A 22,815-nucleotide genomic window follows, 5' to 3' on the forward strand; every position below is an offset into this window, starting at 1 on the left:
GTTGGAGGAACTTGGTTCCGTCACATCCGGGAGTTCATAGACCACTTCCAGCACATACGAATTGAGTTTCGGCACGATTCGCACCTGCTGGATCTGGTTTCGGGGAATTTTGGTTGCGAAGGAGAAGTTGGTTTGGGAGGGGTGGATCACACCCCGTTTCAAGGCTTTGCGGCTGACGGCCTGAATGGTGTAGATCACCACGTTTCGGCCCGTGGCCTTGGGTTTGTACTTGGGAATCTTTGGTTCAGCCAGGAATTTGTCAGGGTCGCGGGCATATTCGGCAGTGGCGGCAAAATAGCTGGTCCAGTCCTGGCACACCTGTTTTAAAACCTGTTGACTGACCTTGGCCGGCAATCCCCGGTAGGCGTCGCCCGCTTTTAACCGAACATCGAGTTGTTCATATGAAAACACCGTCCCCACCTCGAAAAACCGTTGTCGCTGTTCATAGAGCGCCAGGTTATAGAGGTTCTTTGACCGAAAGCAGAGGTCATCGGCTTCGGCGAAGAATGGGGAGTCAGGTTTGATGTGATGTTTTTCAACTCGAATCATGGTGGCAGTTTAAATTACAAAGTGTTAAGGGGCAAGTCTTTTTTCATCAACCGTAAAGAATTTGTTCCCGGTATAAATGATCGTGATTGGTTAGAGATAGGTATAAAAAATAAAACTGAATTCAATACCAGTTTGTAGTCAGTAGTCAGTAGTCAGTAGTTCACTCAATTTATTTGGGTGAATCACTTGACTGTTTTCTCATGCGGGGATTCCACTGCAAGTTGATATAACAACTTGGCTTTGGCTTGCATTCTCTTCTTCAAACAGGTTAAACCAAAGCACTCTCAGTCTTTGAACTCTGAACCTCAAACCAGAATTTTCTTTCATATGGCTGGAAATTCACTTCTTGTGGGTGCTAAGATCAGGTACAGACTCATTGTTCCGCACAGCTCACGTTCCTTGCCTCTGCCCTCCTGCTGAGAAGATCAGAAACCCGTCTTTCCAATCACCGCCTGATACCATTTTGAAATCATCACCCTGATTTGGCAGAAGGGTTAAACCATTGAAACAATTGCATTTCCCTGAACCCTGAACCCTAACTGGTATTATTTTCCACTCGGTCTCAGAGTGCGCTGGAGAATCGCATGAAACGTCTCGACCAGGTTATTGACGTCATCATCGAACGCTACGACACGGAAAACAACCTCATGGTCAAGGAACACACCATCACCGATATGATTGCCCAAAATGGTGTTTCTATCCTGACTCGCAATCAGATACCGGTTGGGGATTTCCTGCTGTTTAAGACAGCGGATGGCTATTTTCAATCCTCGGCGGTCGTCAAATCCGCCCGGTTTGCCGAGGATTTTATCCAGCGCCTGACGCTCGAATTTGTCGGCGAAGACTGGCAAAAGAAATGGATTTATGCCCATTCGGAAACGGTAAGCCCGCTCCTCGAAGAGTTTTATGACATCGCTGAAGAAATGTCCATGCTGCTCCAGATCCTGATGCAGGACCGTGATCAGGGACAGTCGCCCGATGAAGTATTTCTGCTTCAGCTCCAGGAAAACGTAGACCGCCTCCGCAGCATTACTTTTCGCATCCGCAAGGCATGAAAGTCGTCCCGACCGGCACAAACTTGTCTTTTTGAAGAATTTGACCATCCGCCGTCAAAGCCACAACCGAAAGTCTCCAGGTAGTAGCAGCAGGTGGAAACTTCAATTTGACACTCACCCTTCCTTGATGATCTGTTGCCAGACGTGGCGCCCAGAGTGCTGTTTCCGTAAAATCCTGCCGGAGGTGTGGTGCTGTAGGCCGCTTTGGTGACCTGACAGGTACGCGCAGACCCCGGTTGGCCGGCATGGGTGTTGTATGAAAGTAATTTGGCGCATACCACACGTTCATATTGGTGGTATTGCTTTGCATTCGGCCAATCTCCAGTTCCGTCACCTCACCAATACGGAGTACCAGGTTGATCAATGTAACCCGTTCAACATCAACCACAACTGGTTGTATTGAGCGCGGTAGAAGATTTTCAGAATCCGAAATAATTTCATATTGCCCAGGCGGCAAATTATTGATCAGGTAGGTTCCATCCTGGTTCGTCCAGTGGTAGGTCAGTCTTCCCGTCGTTTCGTTCTTTAGTTCCAGCCGAACATTACTGAGTGGATTTCCAAACTCATCACTTACCAAACCAACCATCGCACCAGAACCTGGCCTGGAGGAACCTGGTTGTGCCTGGTGGCTGGGTGGCGCAACCTCCAGCAAAACTGAAGATGTGGCCAGTGTGAACCCCGAGCCAGCGTGTCTTTTGTCGGGCCCAGGGCTGCAGAGTGAAATTGTCCACCATTCTGATGTTTTGGATTCAGGCAGTTCACTCAACGAATTTTTCTTGAAGAGTACAAAGCAAGGGCTGCCCCACGGATCCCGAAGTTGTTCCAAATCAAGGCCGTTTTGTTTGAGGGCCGCCTGTAATGCAGCTTCGCGGTTTTCAGGTTTGAGAATCGCTTCCCCCGAATGAAACACCGTGGCCGTGAATTGTTCCCGTACCTTGCGGAAGGAATCCAAAACTGATGCCGTCAGGAGAAATCCTCCCCGGTCCAATGCGCTGCCATCATAAAATTCGTCGCTCGGAGAGGCTTGCCCACGCTCACCCGTACTTCGCACCAGAATGGCATAACAGCTTCTCAAAATCGGGAAGTCAAAAAACAACCCGCGCCCCCATTCATCGCGCCGATGATCGAGGTCAATTCCCTGGCGCGCCATCTCAGTCTTGAGCGTGTCATAGTCGCGAATGTAGATTCCTGTGTGCTGAAAATAGCTGGCACTGGCCTGATCAATGGCTTTTTTGAGCGCCGTCGAATATACCCATCCACATTCGCCAGCCAGAAAATCATCTATGGTCTTGGGGGTTCGATCTGGTCCAGAGCTATAGATTTCCAGCACGTCACGCGCCTGCCTCCGCGTCACTGTTACCTGATAGGGCATTCCCCACGGATCACGAAGCGCAGCAAAGCTTTGACCACCAGCCGCCACAATGGACTCAACCTGCGCAACGGTTTCAGGTCGAGTGATTGCCTGAGTGACATGCGCTTTCACCAGATCAAGGAGTGGCTCAAGCTGTTTCTGAATATCTGGTTGAAAGAAATGAGCGATACATCGTGCTCCCCAGAGATCGGTATCTTCACGAAAGAACTCGGGTACTGAATACCATTGCCAGGCAAGCACTTCCGCCACCAGTTGGAGTTCGTCCGAGATCGGCTGCGCCGGATCAAGACGGGAGAGGTCCGATAGCGAAAGCCTGCCTATCATCCAGCGTCCACGAGCTTGGTCAAGTCCGCCGTCATAGCAGATTGGCCCTGTTTCCTCTCCATCGTTCTGAATGTGCATTGGAATTGCACAATCAACGACCGATACACCAAGGACACCTGTCACGGGTTTCCCATCTGTGGTTTGGAGATGACATACAATTTCTGCCTCGGCGCCGGGCTCAATCATTTTGCTCGAAGTATCAATTGTCAGCCGTGGGACCTCATCCGGCACATACACAACCCACTGGCCCGGTAGAATCCATTCAGAGGAAAAGTGAGGCGACGTCACAGCCACCAGCAGCTTTCCTTTTAGATTTGGCTGGTATGGAAACACAACACTGGTTTTCCCTGGTTTGAGCGGCACAACTTTGCTCGCCACAATCTCATTTCCACGTATTACTGAAACCTGCCCCCAGCATTTGGGCAATGTTGACCAGAGCGTGACGCCAAGGGGTTCACCGGGGCGATAGATCGTTTTTTGTGTCTTCAGATCAAAGGGACCACGCCCAAATGATTCAGGAGTAAATCCAAGCTCAAACCGGTCTCGATCAAGTTCTGCCAGACAGGCGCTGAACCGCACGTCAGGTCTGGCCAGTTCATCAGTCGGAAGTTCAACTCGGGCCAGCCCGTAACGACTGGTTTTGAATTTCCCAAGCGACGCCTTTTGGCGCTTTTCATTGGTTCGATTTGGCCCAAAAGTTACAAGCCAGTCGGATGTCAGTTCAAATTCTGCCGCACAGGGTGTTCCATCGGCGGCGCAGGTGGCCACATACACCATACCAGGAACGTGAGGGTTCAACGATTTTCGAGCCGAAAGGACATACAAATGAACCGGAGTTTTCGACAATCGCAGGTACAGCCGAGAAGACTCAGTTTTGCCGCTGGTTGGATCGCTCCATTCCACATCGAATGAAACATCCCGAAACCAGTCATGTCCACCACCGGAAAAATCGTCGTGATCGCGCGTGAGGTCAATTGGAAACTGGACCTGCCCAGCCAGGTTGGTTTTGACTTCGACTATAACTTCCTCGACTTGCGTTGTGGTTTGTTTTTCCTGATTCCAACCATCACGGCGGCGAATCACCCGGACCAATCCCTCACAGATCGGCTCTCCTGAAAGATAAACCGCACTGGCACTTACGGTTGCAGTCTGACCGGGAAGATAAAACGAACGGTCAGTCTGAGCGGTCACAACAAACTGGGGTAATTCATACCGGCTGATTTTCACCTGTTGCGAGGTCGAACCAATCACCTCGGAGGTTACATCCATCACCTGCGCCTGAATGGTCAACAGTTCGGCTGGCTGGGTTTCTGGAATTGCCCAGTCAATCGCGGCGATTCCAAATTTCGACGTAGGACTGACAGTTCGAAAGACCTCGGAATAGGTTGAATTTTCCACTCGAAATTCTACTGGGACACCAGCCAGGGCCAGCCTGGAAGTTTGCTCTAGAACAATCGCTCGCACATGCAGAATCTGTCCGGGCTGGTAGACAGGTTTATCTGTAGTGAGCATTACCTGGGCGTTTTTCTCAACTTCAACGTCCCGCCTGAAAGTGTGGGTGTATTTTCCCCGGTGACAGGTCAACTGGAGTGCAACAGGATCAGAGTCAGTGAGAGGTGGAAGGTCAAAGACGAGCCGGGCGAGCCCATCCGCATTTGTCTGACCAGAAACAGTCCGAATTTGAGGAGATTTTTCAGCTCCAATCGTGAGCGTTGCCACAACCTCAACCCCCTGGGCAGGCACACCAGAAAAGGGATGAAACGTTTTGGCTTCAACCCACCATTTCCCACGCCTGGGAAGGTTTCTGGGTGTTGTCAAACCAGGTGTGAAATACTCTGGGCAAAGTTGTGAAAGTGCCACAACCCCTTGAACCGGCTGAAGATCTCCCTGTGGTATCACCTGGTATCGCAACCGCCGGAGCAGTACCAGTTCCGATTGTTTCTCTTGATCGAGGATGGTGACCGGGCAGACAAAAGTCTGTTTTCCTGGTTGAAGCTGCACAATTTGAGCTGGTTCAGCTCGCACTTCATTTTTTTCATTGAGTATTTCAAGTTTGACTTCAGCCGGGGTGACGCTGGCCGTTGGGTTATAAACCACCAGTTGAACCTGAGCCTGAGACGAACCAAAATCAAACCGTGAAGCGGCTTCATCAACGTACAAACCCGTTTGGGCAGTGATGTTCAATGATGAAAATAATATTAATCCAGAGATGATGCCGCACCAAACACACCAGACTGCCAGTCGCATATGGATGGCTCTCTTTTGATTTCAGGATTTGGATTTTTGGAATCAGACGTCAGGATTGGAGGAAACACCTGACAAGGGGTAGATGTCTGCCAGGCGCGTGAGATTATACCAGTTTTTCGTCAGGAGTTAGGAGTCAGGAGTTCGATATGTTCAGTTGATTGAACCACTTGACTCTTTGATAAGACATCCGGTGGTGATTCTTCAGTTGGAAATGAAGTGAACGTCACGAGTTGCGGCCTTCAGGCGGCTCCGTGTTTTTTCAGACCAAAGTTGGGGGATCAAACCTGCATGAAAGCAGCAACTCTTCACTGTTTAAGTCAACCATTTCCTATGATTCGGTTGAAGATTCTGATGCTCCACCTTCTTGAGCCAGCCAGGTTTCCAGGTCCTTGACCTCGTGAAAATCAAGCAGCGCATCCCCAAGCTCTTCCAGTCGGGCAACCGGCAATGATTCAATTCGTTGTTTCAGGTCAGCCGAAAACAGGCCCAGTCGCCGTGACAATTGCCGTAACACGATTTTGGCTTCACCTTGCCGGAGTCCTTCCTGCTGCCCCTCTTGCCGACCTTCCTGCCGACCTTCCTGCCGACCTTCCTGCCGACCTTCCTGCCGACCTTCCTGCCGACCTTCTTCTAAAATCTCCTGGTAAATCACTGATTCCCGCATATGTCTCTCCCTTAAAATTGCTCGGATCAAATTCTGGTCAAATCGCAATCCTGCCAGGATTTGCGTACACGTCAAAATATCGCGCCGTTCAACCGGTTTCGCAATCGTTTCAATGCTTTCTCCCACCTGGGTCAACAACTCGTTCGGATTCGTCGTCCGTGAAAACACCGCCAGCGGCAACAATGCTGGATGGTTCAAAAACAATTCCGGCGGCTGTTCCCACATTCGGATCACGTGATACCGATGCACTGTGTCTCCCACTCGAAATTCATTCGGTAATGATCTTCCCGCCGCTGTTTCCGTCAAAATCACCACCACCTGCACCACGGGCAACCCATACTTCCGATATAGTCGCACAAAATAATCCAGCATTCGGAGTGGCACAGGTGGTTTACTTTCACCGACTGTTTGAAACTCCAGGTGCAGAATGCACCCATCCACCTTTAGAAACACCACAAAATCCGCCCGAATCGGTTCAATGCTCAACTCGGTTTTCAGGATTTCAGCCTCCGTTGGCCGCTGACCCAGCACCCACTCAGCAAAATCCAATGGGTATTTCTCAGCCAGGTATTTGCACAGATTGTCAGTCTGGATCACATTGAATTCCTTTCATTCCCCATCATTCATTAGATGGCTTTATTGCCTTTAACCATAGAACAAGATTGGCTTTCGCGAAAGATTTTTTGAGGAGCGATCTCACCGCTCCCGAATCACAAACCGGGCCGGAGCAATCACGGTCTGGGCTTCCGGGTTGTAGTAGTCATACAAAATTGACCGCACCGCTTTGGCGTTCATTGCAAAGCGTGGAGTGAACGAAAAACTCAAAGTGCTACTTCCCGTTGAAGACGGCCAGAGGTACAGAATCACCTGGTCAGGACGTACTTCGAACGAATTTCCCCAGCTTCCAAGCTTTGCGACGGCTGTTTCCAGTGAAGCCTGATCAACGTCAACGCCCGGTGGGAGTCCGATTTCCGCCAGCAACATCCCGTAAGCGTTCTTCCCGGTTCGTTGAGCCGTCACCGTGCAGGTCACTGATTCGCCAATCATGGCTTCGGTTTTGTCGAATGCCACATGAATCTGCACGTCCGGCGATGTCACGGCGGGCGCCAGCGAACGGACAGCCCAGGGCACGTATGAACCAACCACCGCCTGCAGCGTGAGAATTTTCCCCGGCTGATTCCGTTTGAGCACAATCTGGTTCCGTCCTGGAATCAACCACTTTGAAACATCAATAGAGAGAGGATTTAGAGTTCGGGAGTCAGGGGTCAGGGAAAGCGGTTTTTTTCCACTGGCTGACCAGGTGACCAGTTTGGCCAGTGTGCCGTTGACCCACACTTCAGCCGATTCTGGTGTTTCGTTTGATTGAGCGGTGTGTGTTTCGCGCCTGGCCAGCACCAGCAATGCTCGCCAGGCGTTGAGCGAAGCCTGCGTTGAATACCACACGCCGTAACGATCTTTGGTTTCAATCAGATACTGAAAGCCACGATTGATGAGTGACTCAACTTCGGCAGGTGGGTTGGCTCCCGAAATCGTCACCAGGGCTTGCAAAACGAGCGCGGTGGTTTCGATTTGCCCGGCAGTTCCCCAGCCATAAAACAAGGTTGGACCGGATTGCTCCCAGTAGACTTTTTCGCCTTTTCTCTGAGCCAGTTGTATCAATTGTGGGATAACTTCCTGGGCGCCAGCCATGTCTCCAGTTTCAGATGCAGCCAGAACATAACACGCCAGAAAGTACGGATCACGGCTCGCTGCAATTCGAGGTTTTACAAAAGCCAGTCCTTTGGCGATGGCGTTCTGATTGATCGTGTTGACCCCAGCTTTGACCAGTGAATACACAATGCAGGCAGTCTGAGCAGCAGCCTGTTTGTCCTGTGTTCCGTTTCGCCACTGATAGACCATCGGCCAGTTTCCGTTCGGCAATTGCGCCTTGACCAGTGCTTCCTGGATTTGTTTCAGAACATAAGTATCAATTGCCGCAAACTCACTGGCCTGACTGAGAAACTGGACGGCATACGCCGTCAACGACCAGTTGGGATCACCGCTTCCCCAGTAGGCAAAGGCATTGTTTTCAAGGCGATACGCAATCAGCCGGTCGATGCCTTCCTGGGTAAGCGTTCGGGCTTTTTCCGCAGTGGGTGAGTCGAGTGCTCCGGTTTGCTTCAGGTATTGCAGGACCAGTACATTGGCATAGGCAGCAGAAATTGTTTGTTCGGCACAGCCATACGGACGCTGCACAATGCCGTCAATACCTTCAAACACGTGATCTATCAAATTAGGATAGATTTTGACTTCCCCCTTCAAGGTGCCAGGAACTGGATGTTCCGGCGCCGTCAGCTCAAGAGTGGTTGTACTGTCAGCCAGTTTCCCAACCGTTTGGACCTGTTCCTGGGCATCGGGAAGAACGGTCACGGACTTTTCGATAGCGTCTCCGGTGTGTGAATTCGTCGCTGTCACCTGCAATGGGCCGTGTTGTACCATCTGAGTCGCCCGAAATGAAAAAACCGGCTTTGCGTTGCTATTGGCAGCGACTTCCACCTGTTTTTGCGAAGAGCCGTGTAATTCAAACCAGCTTTCGGGTTTGAGTGAAACCGTCATCGTTTGCGAATCCGGCAAAAAATTACGCAACAGCACCGGAAGCGAAAGTTCATCGCCAACTGTCAAAACCTGTGGCGGATCGTGTTCGATGAAAAAGGGCTGAAAGGCAGTGATTTCGGCTTCTCCAGTCACAAGTTCGCCATTCATCGTCGAAGCCAGCGCGTTGATTTTCCAGGTGGTTAAATTGTCAGCCAGATTGAAGTGAAGCTGTACCTGTCCGGTTTGGTCGGTCTCAAGCAGCGGTTCCCAGAGCAAAGTTTCCGGGAAATATTTGCGCAGCCGGGGCGTCGAAAGTTGGACGAGCGGTCGTGACGGTTGTGGGTCTTTAGCTTTGACAACCTTCTCGGCTGGTGAAGTTTGTTTCAGACGTGGCCCGGCGGTAACGGCCACCGCATTCTCCTCTGTCCCTGGTTCGAGGTATATTTTAAGGAAAACAATCTCAGATTTTTGGACCGAAATATTCACCCATCTTGTACTGCTAAACCCATCTGCCGATGCAGTTGCTGAATACAGACCAGGTGCCAGATCTTCAAATCTAACCCTGCCGGTTCCATCGGTGAGCGCCGTATAGATATTGCCGCGCCATTCACTTCGCAACTCAACTTTTGCCCCTGATATGACCGCATCCGTTTCATCTAAAACAGTTGCTATCACAACCCCACCGCTTCCGGTTGAAAGCACCGTTGCCCCTGCTGCCGAGTTCTCTCGACTGACCAGGGTCGAAAACAGACCAAGATCGAAATCATCCCAGGTTTCTTTTGGTCCATCTGGTCCCAAACTGGAGATTTTGATGGTCCAAAATTCCAGCTTTGGGGCCCCAAACTCGAATGCAGCCCTTTTCTCTTCTTCATCAGGAACTCGTTTTTCAAATTTCACCTGATAGGCATTTCCCCACGGATCACGCAGTTCATCAAAATCAAGTCCTTCAGTTTTCAGCAGTTGGTTGAACACAACTTCTTTGTTTTCAGCCTGTTCAATCATTGTTGCCGATGTGCGCACCACCGAATCAATGACTTTGCGGATATCATCAAAGTAGCTGATCGTGGATTCCCACACGACAAAATCATCCAGCGGGAGATGGGTTTCGCTTCGCGGATTCAATTTGCCATCTTCGCCCGCACTTTTCAGATAGAAACAAAACCATTGTTCTTCAATGGTGAATTCGCACACCAGCGGATGGCCCCATCGGTCACGGAGATCAGACAGATTGATTCCTTCCAGGGCAAGTTCACGACGGAGCGTTTCAACATCGCGGATGTATTCTCCGGTTTTTTGATGGTAGGTCCGCAACACCCGGTCAATCACTTCCCCAGTTTTTGTAAATGGCGACCAACCAAGCTCCCCGGCAAGAAAATCATCATCTGTCCCTGGTTTTTTATCTGGCCCACTGCTTTTGATTCGCCATTTATCAAGGCCCAAAACCGGGACAAATTCCGATTGAAAGGGCATTCCCCAGGGATCGGTGATTTCGCTGAATTTCCTGCCGTGGGATGAAAAAATGCGTTCGACATCGGCTAAAGTTTTGGGGTAGGTGCGGTTTTTTTCAGCATAGTCAGAAACAATCTGAAAAACGGTCTTCAGCCTGGCAAGTACATTTTGGTGAAAAATGGGTTGCAGGTTGGGTGATTCAGAGGTTCGATACCCAAAAAACCAGTATGCCTGATCAATCGGCCACGAATAATTGAGCAGAATTTCGGCCACTGTATCCAGTTCAGGTGGAAATGGTTGTGAGACATCGAGGTTTTCCAGATCCGTGAACGTCCAACCACCAACAGCATCATCAAATCCCCAGGTATCTCCATTTTTGCCAAAGGCACCGTTCCAGGTGCCATATCTCCAACCGGTCGGGATTCGGCCTTCAATTGCTTTGTCGTAAATAGCGACACCCAGGGTGCTTTCAACTGGCTTTCCGTCTTTGGTAGACACCTTCAGGTCAAGAGTGTTTTTTGCTCCAGGCTTACAAACCAGTTCTCCAGGTTTTACCGTGAGCGCCAGAGTGTGTTTTGTTGGGAAGAACAGTGCAGTTTGTCCAATCACTTCTTCTTGATTGAGCTTTCCAGACGGAAACAGGGCAAACAAACTCAGAAGGCCAGCAAAATCAGGCTGATAGGAAAATTCAATGGTGGCTTTCCCCTGCTCAAACCAGATGTTTTTGGAGGCAACAACCTTCGACTTCTGAGCCACCACGGCCAATCCCCAACCACTCGATTTTTGTGAGGCAACCAGATCGGCTTTGATTGTTTCGCCTGGGCAATACAGCGTTTTTTCCGGTCTGACCTGGATGCCCGTTTCAGGTTCATACAGCCAGATGGTATGAGTGGTTTTGACTGTGTTTCCTGATCGGTCACGCGCCACAATCTCAAAAGTCACCTCGATGTTCTCATAAGTTGAAGAAGGGATGCTGACTTTCAAAACTCCATAGCGACTCGTGCTCAATGTGCCAACCAGTTCACTTTTGACAGACGTTGTTCCGGCTTCACCGGCATCTGGTTCGAGTTGTTGTTGATACACCTCGACTTCACATTCAGTCGGAAGGCCATCTGGTGTACTGGTCGTGATGTAGAGTTCATATGGTCCGCCACGACTTTGAAAGTCACGCCGATCAAAGACATACACGTGGATTGGCTCTTTGGAAACCCGCACATCAAACTGACAGTGCTCGGTGCGCCCTGTGATCGGGTCTGTGGCATACACCGAATAAGAAATATCCCCAAAATCCGGGTCACCTTTTTCGGCTTTCAGGTACTCCCAGGTTCCTGACAAATCCAGAGTGGTTTGGGAATGCCCTTGAGCATCGGTTCGACTGGTAAAGGTCTCTCCTTCTTGCACATCATACTTTTGCTCGCGGAAATTCCATTCCCGTTCAATTTCCCTGACGACTCGCACCAGCGCATTCTTCACTGGCTGCCCGAAAAGATAATCAGCCTTGATGTCAACCACCGCCACCTGCCCCGGTAGATAGAAAGTCCGATCTGTTTCCGCCTGTACCCGAAATGTCGGAATCTCATACCGACTGACTTTGACCAGTTTTATTGCCGAACCACGAGGCCCAGAACTCTGGAGCTGGGCATTGATTTCAAAATCTCCCAGGCGCTGGTTTTCAGGAATCGTCCAGTCAGCAACCGCCACACCAAATCGTGAAGCTGTGACTTCTTTGTGAAAGATGGTGGTGGATTCAGGGTCTTTGATCTCAAACTCAACTGTGATTTCTGAAACTGGTGGTCCGGTTTCTTCGGCAACCAGTGCCCGCATGTGCAGGGTTTGCCCTGGCTGGTACATCACTTTGTCAGTATGCAGCCAGATTCTGGCAACCCTATCCACCTTAAGTTCTGAACGTGCAGATTCAGAAAAAGTCTGTTTGGTACCAGTAACCTCAATCGTGGCAGACTCGTCTGGATGAATCTGGGGAAAGGTGAAATCCAGTTGTGCGGTACCGCTGATGTCGGTCGTTCCCGGCACGGAAAAAGTAGCTGGTTGTGCCTGATTGGTAATCTTGATGGTGGCAACAAGCTGCACGTCACTCACTGGTTTTCCAGTGATCGGGTGAAATGCCATAACCAGCACTTTGTATGCTCCAGGAGATGTGAGCCTTTCCGGTGTTGCCACCCGCAACTGAAAACAATCTGGCGTGATTTCTGAAACCGCAACGACACCGCTCACGGCATTCACTGTTTTTGGCTCTGGTGTGACACGATATCGAACCCGATGCAGGTACAGGGATTCAGGCTTCCCATTGAAGAGTTTTCCCAATGACAGATTGACCGGGATACTTTGTGCGCCGGGATCGAGTATTGTCTGGATTGTGGCGCGCCGTGTGGCCGCATCCTCTGGGTCAAGCAATTCACATTCAATGGTTACCCGTACTGGTCGCCCGGTTGAATTGGTTACACTGAATTTGAGTTCACCGTGGGTGTCAAAAGGCATCAGACGGATGAGCGATTCATTGACCTGGATTGAACCAGCGGCTGGAACACCAGTTTGCAATAAACGCCTTGCCTCACCAGCAAGCCCGCTCGTTGAATAGCCTGGATTTCCCTGAATCCTGAACCCTGAACCCTGAACCCTGAATGGGATAACTCCAACGTCAACAGCCAGAAGCAAACACAACACCACTCCGAACAGAACACACCAGACCGCAACACGCATATGGATGGTTCTCTTTTCTTTTCAGGAATTGAAATTTTTGGAATCAATTGTCAGGGCTGAAGGAAACGCCTGACAGATGGTGAATGTCGAGTTGAGATGTAAAATTATACCAGTTTTTCGTCAGGGGTTAGAGTCAGTCATTCGATATGTTCAGTTAGATGAACCATTTGACCCTTTGATAAGACATCTGGTGGTGATTCTTCAGTTGGAAATGAAGTGAACGTCACGAGTTGCGGCCTTCAGACAACTCCGTGTTTTTTCAGATCAAATTTGGGGGATCAAACCTGCCTGAAAGCAGCAACGGTTCACTGTTTAAATCAACCATTTCCTATGATTCGGTTGGAGGTGCTGATGTTCCAGATTCTTGAGCCAGCCAGGTTTCCAGGTCCTTGACCTCGTGAAAATCAAGCAAGGCATCTCCAAGCTCCTCCAACCGGGCGACCGGCAATGATTCGATCCGTTGTTTCAGGTCAGCCGAAAACAGGCCCAGTCGCCGCGACAATTGTCGCAACACGATTTTGGCTTCACCTTCTTGCCGACCTTCCTGCCGACCCTCTTGGCGGCCTTCTTCCAGAATTTCCTGGTAAATCACTGATTCCCGCATATGTCGCTCCCTCAATATTGCTCGGATTAAGTTTTGGTCAAATCGCAATCCCGCCAGGATTTGCGTACACGTCAAAATATCGCGCCGTTCAACCGGTTTCGCAATCGTTTCAATGCTTTCTCCCACCTGGGTCAACAACTCGTTCGGATTGGTCGTCCGTGAAAACACCGCCAGCGGCAACAATGCTGGATGGTTCAAAAACAATTCCGGCGGCTGTTCCCACATTCGGATCACGTGATACCGATGCACTGTGTCTCCTACTCGAAATTCATTCGGTAATGATCTTCCCGCCGCTGTTTCCGTCAAAATCACCACTACCTGCACCACGGGCAACCCATACTTCCGATATAGTCGCACAAAATAATCCAGCATTCGGAGTGGCACAGGTGGTTTACTTTCACCGACTGTTTGAAACTCCAGGTGCAGAATGCAGCCGTCCACCTTCAGAAACACCACAAAATCTGCCCGAATCGGTTCAATGCTCAGCTCGGTTTTCAGGATTTCAGCCTCCGTTGGCCGCTGACCCAGCACCCACTCAGCAAAATCCAATGGGTATTTCTCAGCCAGGTATTTGCACAAATTGTCAGTCTGGATTCCGCTCAATTCTTCTCGACTTTTTCAGCCACAATGCGCAATCCGTAGGAATTATCAACCATCTCAGGTGAGTTTCCGCTCCGGACGGCTGAGCGGCAATCTTTGGCATTCACATTCCAGGCACCGCCTCGCAGCACACGATATTGGGTATCCAGCCCTGACTTCCAAACACTTCCATCGGTCGGGGCACCGTTATAATTCTCCTGAAGCCAGTCCTGGCACCATTCCCGAACGTTGCCGTGCATGTCGTACAACCCCCAGGCGTTCGCTGGATAGCTCCCCACCGTGGTGGTTTTTCCCTGGCCATCTACTTCTGGATCATCACCGTAAGGGAAGTTCCCACTATAATTTACCTGCTTCATCGTCACCTTTTCGCCAAACGAAAATGGTGTTTTGGTTCCAGCACGACAGGCATATTCCCACTCGGCCTCGCTTGGTAACCGATAGGTGTAGCCATCTTTGCGATCATTGAGCCATTTCAAGAATTCCTGGCAGTCATCCCACGAAACATTCTCCACTGGCAGCCGATCACCGGTGAAGTCTGAAGGGTTGTCTTCCATCACGGCCTGCCACTCGCTCTGCGTCACTTCATATTTTCCCAGATAAAACGGCTGGGAAATCGTCACTTTGTGTTGTGGGCCTTCGTCAGGGTCGCGGTCGGCTTCGCTTTCGGGTGAGCCCATCACAAAGCTGCCAGGTGAAATCAGGACAAACTCCATGCCAATGTCGTTTTTGAAGGTCGCGCTCAGGAGCGAAACCACTGGAACAGACGGGTCCTCAGTCTTTTTGGCGGGTACCTGTTTGGTTGTCTTCTGAGGCTGGGGGGCAGATGACGACGACGCTGTTTTCTTTTGAACGCCCAACCTCAACCCGGCCCCAATCGCGCCAATAACCAGAACCAGCACGACCAGCGCCAGCACGGGAACCATCCATTTTCTCGATTTTGGAGCGGCCATGTCCGATGCCGGGGGTGATGGTATCTGGACCGTCGGTGGTAGCGTCGGATGAGCTGCCGGCTGTGGCATGGGACGTGTCTGGAAACTCTGGGCCGGAGCAACCGGCGGCGGAGCTGATTTGTTGGGGTCAACCACAGTTTCCGATTCGCTCCAGCTCAGATTTTGAGATGCCTGTCGGGTCAGATCATTGTGAAATGAAGCCCCTGGACTGGTCGCACTACCTGCGACTGGAACGGTTCCGGGTTGTTCGATGCTCGCGGTACCTGCCTGGCGCAACATCCGCCGAAAATCTGCCGCTGTCGTCGGACGCAGGTCTTCATCCAGATCAAGGGCCTGTTGCAATACTCTGGCAACCGACACCGGAATCATCCAGTTGATCTCACTGGCCAGCGGAAGAGGATCAGGCAGCCGTTTGGCAACCTTCATGGCACGAGTCAGCGCATCCACCGGCGGGGCCCCGGTCAGGAGGTGATACAGGGTCGCGCTCAGTGAAAACACATCGCTCCGGGCATCGGTGCCGCTGCCCTGCATTTGTTCAACCGGTGCATAGCCAGGGGTATATGCCTGAACGCTGGCCCCGCTTGACCCAGAAACCTGTGACATCTGGGTGATGAGCCCTTTTGCCAGACCAAAATCCAGCAGAAAAATCCGCCCTTCTGCAGTTACTTTTAAATTGGCGGGTTTGATATCTCGATGAATCACCGGCGGTTGCTGGTTATGGAGATACTCCAGCGCGTCGAGCAAATGATCAGCCCAGTGCAACACCTGTTGAACCGGTAACGCCGTGCCGTGTTCGGCCAGATACGCGCTCAGATCCTTGCCGGGAATAAACTCCATGACCAGAAAGTGACCGTTATCCTGGCTAAAGTAATCACTGACTTTGGGCAATGCCGGATGGCTCAACCCGGCGAGCAACCGGGCTTCGCGTTCAAACGCTTTGGTCAGGTGGTCTTCGGAAAAAAAGGTTTCTTTGACCGCTACGGTGTGGCCGAGTTTGACGTGTTGAGCCTCGTACACGGCGCCCATTCCGCCTTTCCCTAACTGACGCACAATCCGATAGCGATCCTGTAAAACAAGTCCAGGTGCAAGCATAGATCAGAAAATTCAAAAACTTGGGATAGAACAGCCTGTTCGATTGAGGGCCAACAATACGCGATTCAGCCGCCCGATGGGAAGGTCACTGAACGGAAAAAGCTGGAGCACTGATTTACTTCACATTTTTTCGTGGTTGCGGGTTGAGATAATTTGTGGCAAGTTTGGGTCGGTTATACTACGGTGGAGGAATCCCTACAATGGCAACCAATCTGGTCGAAATCATTGCGCATAAAATTGCTTCCTTGCCAGTTGAGCAGCAGAAACAGGTTCTTTCGATTGTCAATTCAATGGCGGCTGAACTTGGGCAAGAGTCGCCCTTACACACTGGTCATCACAAACTATGTGGCCAGCTTACCTTCTTAAATCAATCTCTGACCAGTGATGATATTGCCGAAGCCCGGCGTGAAATGTGGGGAAAATTCGATGAGGATCAAGCACAATGAGTCGCCAACTCGTAGCATTTTTTGGACTGCGGGGACTTGTCACCGCTTTCGTATGTGGCGACTTGTCACCGACGAAACCAAACTCGACAGCGACAAGTCGCTGAACTACCAAAGCTGCACCAAGTTGCAGCACTCCAAATTTTTTTCCTGAACTTTATTTCTCGCGGACAACAAACCGTGCTGGCGCGATCAGAACCTGCGCATCTGGATTGTAATAATCATACAAAAGCGAACGTACGGTTTTGGCTTTCATGGCAAACCGGGGCCGGAAGGTAAATTCAAGCGTATTTTTTTCATTCCGCCAGGGCCACAGGTACAGCACCACCCGATCCGGCTGGATGTCGAACGATTGCCCGCCGCGAGCCTGCTTTCTCAACGCCTGAGTGAGTGATTCACGGTCAACTTCGACGCCCGGCGGGAGTCCAATTTCCGCCAGCAGCATGCCATTTCCACGGTCTTTGCGTTCGTAGCCAACCCGGCACGTCACCACCTCGCCCAGGGCGGCTTCGGTTTTGTCAAAAGTCACGTCGAAGTTCAAATCAGGCGATTTCTGGGCGACTTTTCCTGGTTCAACGGTCCAGGGCACATACAGGCTGGTCATCAGTTGGGCGCTCATCAGTGTAACCGGTTGCTGACAGCGAAGTTCCACCAGATTGCGGCCCGGTGCAAAGCGCTCTGTCAGGTCAACTGTGATCGGAGACCAGCGGTCTTCCTTTCCGGTCAAGTCAATCGTTTTGAACGACTGACCATTGACCCAGACGTCAAGTGCTGAAGCGATCTTTCTGGCTTCACGTTCCTGCGCGTTTAGTGCAAACAACAATTCCCACACGGCAACCGAAGCCTGAGTTGAGAGCCAGACGCCGTGCCGATCTTTGTTCTGAAGCAGATAGAGCAATCCCCGATTGAAACGCGATTGCCATTCTGATGCCTGAACGTTTCCTGTCACCGCGAGAATTGCCCGTAGCGCCAGGGCCGTGGTTTCAACTTCCCCGGCGCGGCCCCAGCCGTGAAATGGCGTCTCAATCGATTGATTCCAGGAAACTTGCTCTGTACCCGGTTTGATCAATTTGCCTAATCGCGCTACGGCTTGAGCGGCCAGTTCTGGTTGACCAGCACGACTGGCCGCCAGTGCCGTCACCGCCAGCCAGTATGGGCTGTCACTCGGTTCAATCTGGCTGGCCAGTCGGTCAAGCGCCTTCTGGAATGTCTCAGACTTTTCTCCGGAACTGGCCAGACTCAGCGCCACATAAGCTGATTGTTGAAGGTTATACACCGATTGATCGGGACGAGAATACCGGTTGTCAAAAGCCCAGCTTCCATCAGTTTGTTGCTGACTCAAAACATAGCTTCGGGCCCGGTCAATCACCGATTCATCCACCGTGGCAAACTCACGCGCATCGGTCAAAAACCGAATGGCATAGGCCGTCAAAGTCAAATCAGGCGAACCATTCCCCCAATAGGTAAAACCACCTGTTTCATGCTGATACCCCAGCAACCGGTCAATTCCCTGCTGAGTGTAATCGCGTGCCCGTTGAGCGGTAACAGCTTCTGGTTGTTCAAGTTGTGCCAGGTATTTCAACACCATCACGTTTGGATACGTTGAGGAAATCGTCTGTTCGGCACAGCCATGCGGACGCTGCAAAATGCCTTCAATGCCTTCAAACACGTGGCCGAGCAAATTCGGATAGAGTTTCAGCGTGCTGTGAAGTGTCCCAGACAGAACTGTCGTCGGGACGAGAGTTTCAAACTTCGCACCTTCTGAGAAGAGTTGCCCATCAGTCTGGACCTGTTCCTCACCATCTGGTTGAACAGTGACTGGTTTTTCAACTGCGTCGCTGGATTCAGTTCCGGTAGCAGTTACCTGCTGGGTTGCCGTTGGCGATGGTTTTACGACGTCGAAAGAAAACGTCCGGCGGGCCTCGTTCTCACCAGCCACCTCAAGGGTTTTTGAAGCGGCATCACGGGTTACAAACCAGTCTTCCGGTTTGAGGTTGAGCGTGACGTTCTGCTTTTTCTTCAAGTAGTTGCGAACAATAACCGGGAGCGTGATTTGATCGCCGACGGTGAGGGTTCGGGGCGGATCGAGTTCAGCAAAAAACGGCTGGAACGTCTGGATTTCTTTTTCAACCACCCCAAGCTGACCATCAAGCGTCGAAGCCAGCACCGAAACTTTCCACGTCGTCAGACTGTCCGCCAGTTTGAAATTGAGCCGGGCGTGGCCATTTTGGTCGGTTTCAACCTGCGGCTGCCAGAGCAGGGTTTCCGGAAAATATCGCCGCACTCTGGGAGTAAAGAGCGGTACGGGAACTCTGGAGGCAACCTGTTGCTCTGCCCGTGTCCTGACTCGCGCCTCTGAGTTGGTGGTTTGTACCAACACCTCACCTGACGAAACAATGATGACTTCTGAGGAACCACCAACTATCAGCGTGACATTGGCGACGGTCATTCGGTTGCCACGCAGCAAAACATTTTCATATCGAACGTGTTGAAAACCGCCGGCATTCGCATTGACCTCGTACCATCCGGGCGGCAGTTGCACCAGAAAATACTGGCCATTCTCATTTGTTTTTGTGGAGAAGATCTGGCCGGTACCCTTGGCAATTGCTTCAATTTTTGCACCAGCAATAACGGCACCGGTCTCATCCATCACGGTTCCCATCAGGGTCCCGGTTGCACCGGTATCACTCTCTAAGAGCGCTTTTTCATCAGGAGATTGACCTGTCTGACTGGTCGCCGTTCGGGTTGCCAGCATTCCCAGGACGAAATCATCCGCATCCCCCTGGACCTGATTTGGCCCACGGCTGCAGATTGAAACCGTGCCATAGCGATACACAACCTGCATCTGAGGCGTCTCAGAGTTATCCTCATTGGTTGGTTTGAGTTCCAGGTGTCGGAAATTGAGATAGAGCGGGCTTTCCCACAGGTCACGCAACTCGTCAAAGACGATCCCAGCCGCTGCCAGTTTCTCTCGAAAAGCCTTGTCTTTGTCATGAGCCAGAATAATTTCCGGCAATACATCCCCCACGGCCTGCTCAAGCGTTGCCCAGGTGTCTACAAAATAATTGCACCTGGAAGTCCAGACTCGAAAATCATCGCCGCCATACGGCTGTTGTGGATCAACTTCGATGCCATCCTCGCCACGGCTACGCACTGCAATGACATAGTTTTCCCGTTCAATTGAAAAAGTAAAGCGATAGGGCCTTCCCCACGGGTCGCGTAGCTCATCAAGTGCCAGATTTTGGCGGGCAAGTTCCGCTTTCAAGGTTTCATAGTCCTGGATGTAGCCTCCGGTGCGGGCATGGTACTGCTCCACAGCCCGGTCAATCCGTTTGCCGGTGGCCTGGAAAAAAGGCCAGTCAAATTCGATAGCGGCGAAATCATCCGGCGTACCGGGACGTTTATCCGGCCCATTCGTTACCAGTGACCCATTATTTTCTTCACGAAATGTTCTGACTGAGACGCGGTATGAAACACCCCAGGGATCTTTCAACTCGTCCAGTCCCACCCGGTGCGCTTCTAAAAAAGAAGCCAGTTCAGCCGCGTTTTGAGGTGGGGTTTCAGCCGATTCAAGGGCCTGTTGTATCTGAGTTCGAAATCCTTCCAGTGATTTGGAAACCGACTCACGAAAGAGTTCTCGCAATCTCCAAACCTCCAGAACCGAACCGCCAAAGTGTCGAAAATCAGAAAGTGGGCTATACGGCTCATTTCCAAGGATTTCTGCCAGCACATCATACCCGGCTGGAAACGGCTCGGAAGAGTCAAGCTGGGCTAACGAACGAAAATCAATTTTTCCATCAACCAGTGTTTCGCCCAGCCAGCGATTGATGCTTTCTGAGAAGCCAAATTCAAGATTCGGATTGAATTCACTCTGAAGACGAGCCTGAACCGCCCGATCCACCATCGCAACACCAAGCACGCTCTCAACCGGAGTATTCCCCGCAGTGCGAACGTCAACCTGGAGCGTGCCATTGGCTCCAGGAGCATAGATTTTCCGATCAGAGTTGGCCTTCACGTTGAGCCGCTGACTCTGTGGGTAAATAACAACCCAATGAGAATCAATCAAATCCCCGGATTCCGTTGGTTTTGTACCGGTGGCGACCAGTTGTAAGACGCCTTTGAACTCTGAGCGATACGGAAACCGAATCAGTTTCGGTGAATTTCCGGCCTGAATCGTCTGGCTGGCCAGCACTCGACCGGCTGAAACCACTGAAACCAGCACCTGACCGTTCTGGTTGTGAGCAAACAGCGTGGCCGTGATGTCTTCGCCCGGATGATAGAGCGTTTGTTTCCCTTGAAGCATCAGGGCTGGCTCATCTTTTAATTCAACGCGGTGTGTGGTTTGGGTCGTGTGCCCGGCCTGGTCACAAATGGTCAAATCAAAAACCAGCTCATCACCAACCATTTCTTTTGCCGGAATCTCAATTTTAAGCAGTCCCAACTGGTTGGTACGCAATGTTTTGGCTCGACGAGGTTTCCGGGTTTGGCCTTCGGCGGTGGAAGCTGGCTGAGTTCGCGGCACGACTTCAACCGTCGTCGGAACAGCTTTTCCTTCAGCCAGTTCGGTCAGCACATAAAACGCGTAAGGCATTCCAACCACTGCCGGATGATGCCAGTTAAATACCTTGACCTGAAGCGATGATTGACTGACCCGAATCGTAAACCGCCCCTGCTCCGTTCTACCAGTTGAAGCATCGGTGAAATAAGCGCGATAGGTCGCATCCCTGATTGATTCACGGTCAGATTGGAGTTCCTCGTGAACCTGAGTCAGGTCAATCACCGTCTGAAACCGACCCTGGCTATTGGTAAGACCAGTCACGGGCTCGCCTTCGGTCACATCCCATTTTTGATGTTCATAATTCCAGCTTCGCTCGACTTCACGAACCACCCGCACCTGGCCCTGTTTGACAGGCTGTCCGAAAAGGTAGGTCGCCTGCACGGTCACGGTGGCTGACTCACCGGGAAGATAAAACGGCTGGTTGGTTTCGACGGCAACCACAAACGTCGGGAGTTCATAGCGACTGATTTTGATGGGCGTGCTGGTCATTCCACTCAATGAGCTGTCATCTGGAAATCTGGCAATGACGGAATATTCACCTGAGCGCTGATTCTCTGGAATTTCCCAATCTACCGTTGCCACACCAAACCGCGACGTGGTGGCTTCTTTCTCAAACACTGTTTCATAGGTTGGATCTTCGACTTGAAACTGAACGACCGCCGCCGCCGCGGCTTGTTTTGCGGCATTAAAAACAAGTGCCCGGAGATGCACGGTTTGTTTGGGCTGGTACAGCGGTTTATCGGTATGGAGAAAAAGTGTTGCCTCCCGATTGGGTTCCAGGTTTTGTTCAGTTGTTTGGGTCCAGCCGTTTTTTGACCCGGTCACTATGATTTTCACATCATCGGTTTTACCAATCGTTGGCAAATCAAATCTCAAAATGCCGGTTCCTTCAGCTCCGGTTTCGGCCTGGGCCGATTTGACCACTTCCCCGGTTTTGTTTTTGACTGTCAATCGGGCATCCAGCGCCACCCAGGGCACAATCCGACCAGTTACCGGATGCACGGCTTCAACCAGTGCCAGATACCGTCCACCCACCGGTGCAAATTCAGGGACTCTCACCTGGAGCGAAAAAGAATCCGGCATGAGTTCCGACACCGACACAATGCCGTGAGCCGGAGTTACCGTTTTTGCCGCTGGGGTCACTCGATACCGCACCCGGTCAAGCAAGAACTGAATTGAGTTTGGTGCACCAGGGGTGAACCAGGAATGGTCAAACTTCAAGCGCAACAGCGACTTTCCAGGTTTCAAAACAGCTTGAACTTTTGTTTGATCTCGGATCGTGTCATCTGGAGTCAGCACCTCGGCTTCAACCACGGCCTCGACTGATTGTCCGGTTGGGTTCGTCACACTGAAGGTGAGTTCAACCTGTTGATTGTTCGGTGTTAATCGGATGGCGGACTCATCCACCTGGACGGTACCAGTCGCAGAGACTCCACTCACGGCAAAAGCCAGAAAACCACACAGCAGGCCAGACAGGACAAACCAGATCGCGTAACGCATAGGGCTTGCGCTCTTTTCTTTGAGGATTTTGGACTGAAACAGTCATCAATCGGCGCTGAGGAAACGCCTGATACAGAGTAGATGACAGTCTGGCGAGTGGGATTTCAGCTTTCTGG

Annotated in this window: 9 protein-coding genes; 2 read left to right on the top strand and 7 right to left on the bottom strand. The window is 51.2% G+C overall.

The window, feature by feature from the left end:
• Nucleotides 1-549: transposase (locus tag HY774_23210; GenBank protein MBI4751399.1), on the bottom strand; the 549-nt coding region annotated here is incomplete at its 3' end.
• A gap of 584 nt (nucleotides 550-1,133) precedes the next feature.
• Between HY774_23210 and HY774_23215 the strand changes: the two genes are divergently transcribed.
• Nucleotides 1,134-1,604, top strand: a complete 471-nt coding sequence (locus tag HY774_23215) for a hypothetical protein (GenBank protein MBI4751400.1) — start codon at nucleotides 1,134-1,136, stop codon at nucleotides 1,602-1,604.
• On the opposite strand, the gene HY774_23220 is transcribed toward HY774_23215, so the two are convergent.
• The 5 genes from HY774_23220 to HY774_23240 form a co-directional block, all read right to left on the bottom strand.
• Nucleotides 1,579-5,547, bottom strand: a complete 3,969-nt coding sequence (locus tag HY774_23220) for a carboxypeptidase regulatory-like domain-containing protein (protein ID MBI4751401.1) — start codon at nucleotides 5,545-5,547, stop codon at nucleotides 1,579-1,581. The two genes, HY774_23215 and HY774_23220, sit on opposite strands and share 26 nt — an antisense overlap.
• Before the next feature lie 328 nt (nucleotides 5,548-5,875).
• Nucleotides 5,876-6,805 (bottom strand): Rpn family recombination-promoting nuclease/putative transposase, encoded by a 930-nt coding sequence (locus HY774_23225; GenBank protein ID MBI4751402.1) that lies wholly within the window; start codon nucleotides 6,803-6,805, stop codon nucleotides 5,876-5,878.
• 102 nt (nucleotides 6,806-6,907) lie between these two features.
• On the bottom strand, nucleotides 6,908-12,952 hold the full coding sequence (locus HY774_23230) for a carboxypeptidase regulatory-like domain-containing protein (GenBank protein ID MBI4751403.1): 6,045 nt from the start codon (nucleotides 12,950-12,952) through the stop codon (nucleotides 6,908-6,910).
• A gap of 328 nt (nucleotides 12,953-13,280) precedes the next feature.
• On the bottom strand, nucleotides 13,281-14,150 hold the full coding sequence (locus tag HY774_23235; GenBank protein ID MBI4751404.1) for an Rpn family recombination-promoting nuclease/putative transposase: 870 nt from the start codon (nucleotides 14,148-14,150) through the stop codon (nucleotides 13,281-13,283).
• Nucleotides 14,151-14,155: 5 nt separating this feature from the next.
• Entirely contained in the window at nucleotides 14,156-16,198 is a 2,043-nt protein-coding gene (locus tag HY774_23240; protein MBI4751405.1) for an SUMF1/EgtB/PvdO family nonheme iron enzyme, read from the bottom strand.
• Nucleotides 16,199-16,398: 200 nt separating this feature from the next.
• Between HY774_23240 and HY774_23245 the strand changes: the two genes are divergently transcribed.
• Nucleotides 16,399-16,644 (top strand): hypothetical protein, encoded by a 246-nt coding sequence (locus tag HY774_23245; GenBank protein MBI4751406.1) that lies wholly within the window; start codon nucleotides 16,399-16,401, stop codon nucleotides 16,642-16,644.
• A 154-nt stretch (nucleotides 16,645-16,798) separates the two neighbouring features.
• Here HY774_23245 and HY774_23250 read toward each other — a convergent pair whose 3' ends face one another.
• The gene (locus HY774_23250) at nucleotides 16,799-22,699 is read right to left on the bottom strand and encodes a carboxypeptidase regulatory-like domain-containing protein (protein MBI4751407.1); all 5,901 of its coding nucleotides are present in this window, start codon (nucleotides 22,697-22,699) and stop codon (nucleotides 16,799-16,801) included.
• Nucleotides 22,700-22,815: the final 116 nt, after the last annotated feature.

This window comes from Acidobacteriota bacterium (assembly GCA_016208495.1).
Classification (GTDB): Bacteria; Acidobacteriota; Blastocatellia; order Chloracidobacteriales; family Chloracidobacteriaceae; genus JACQXX01.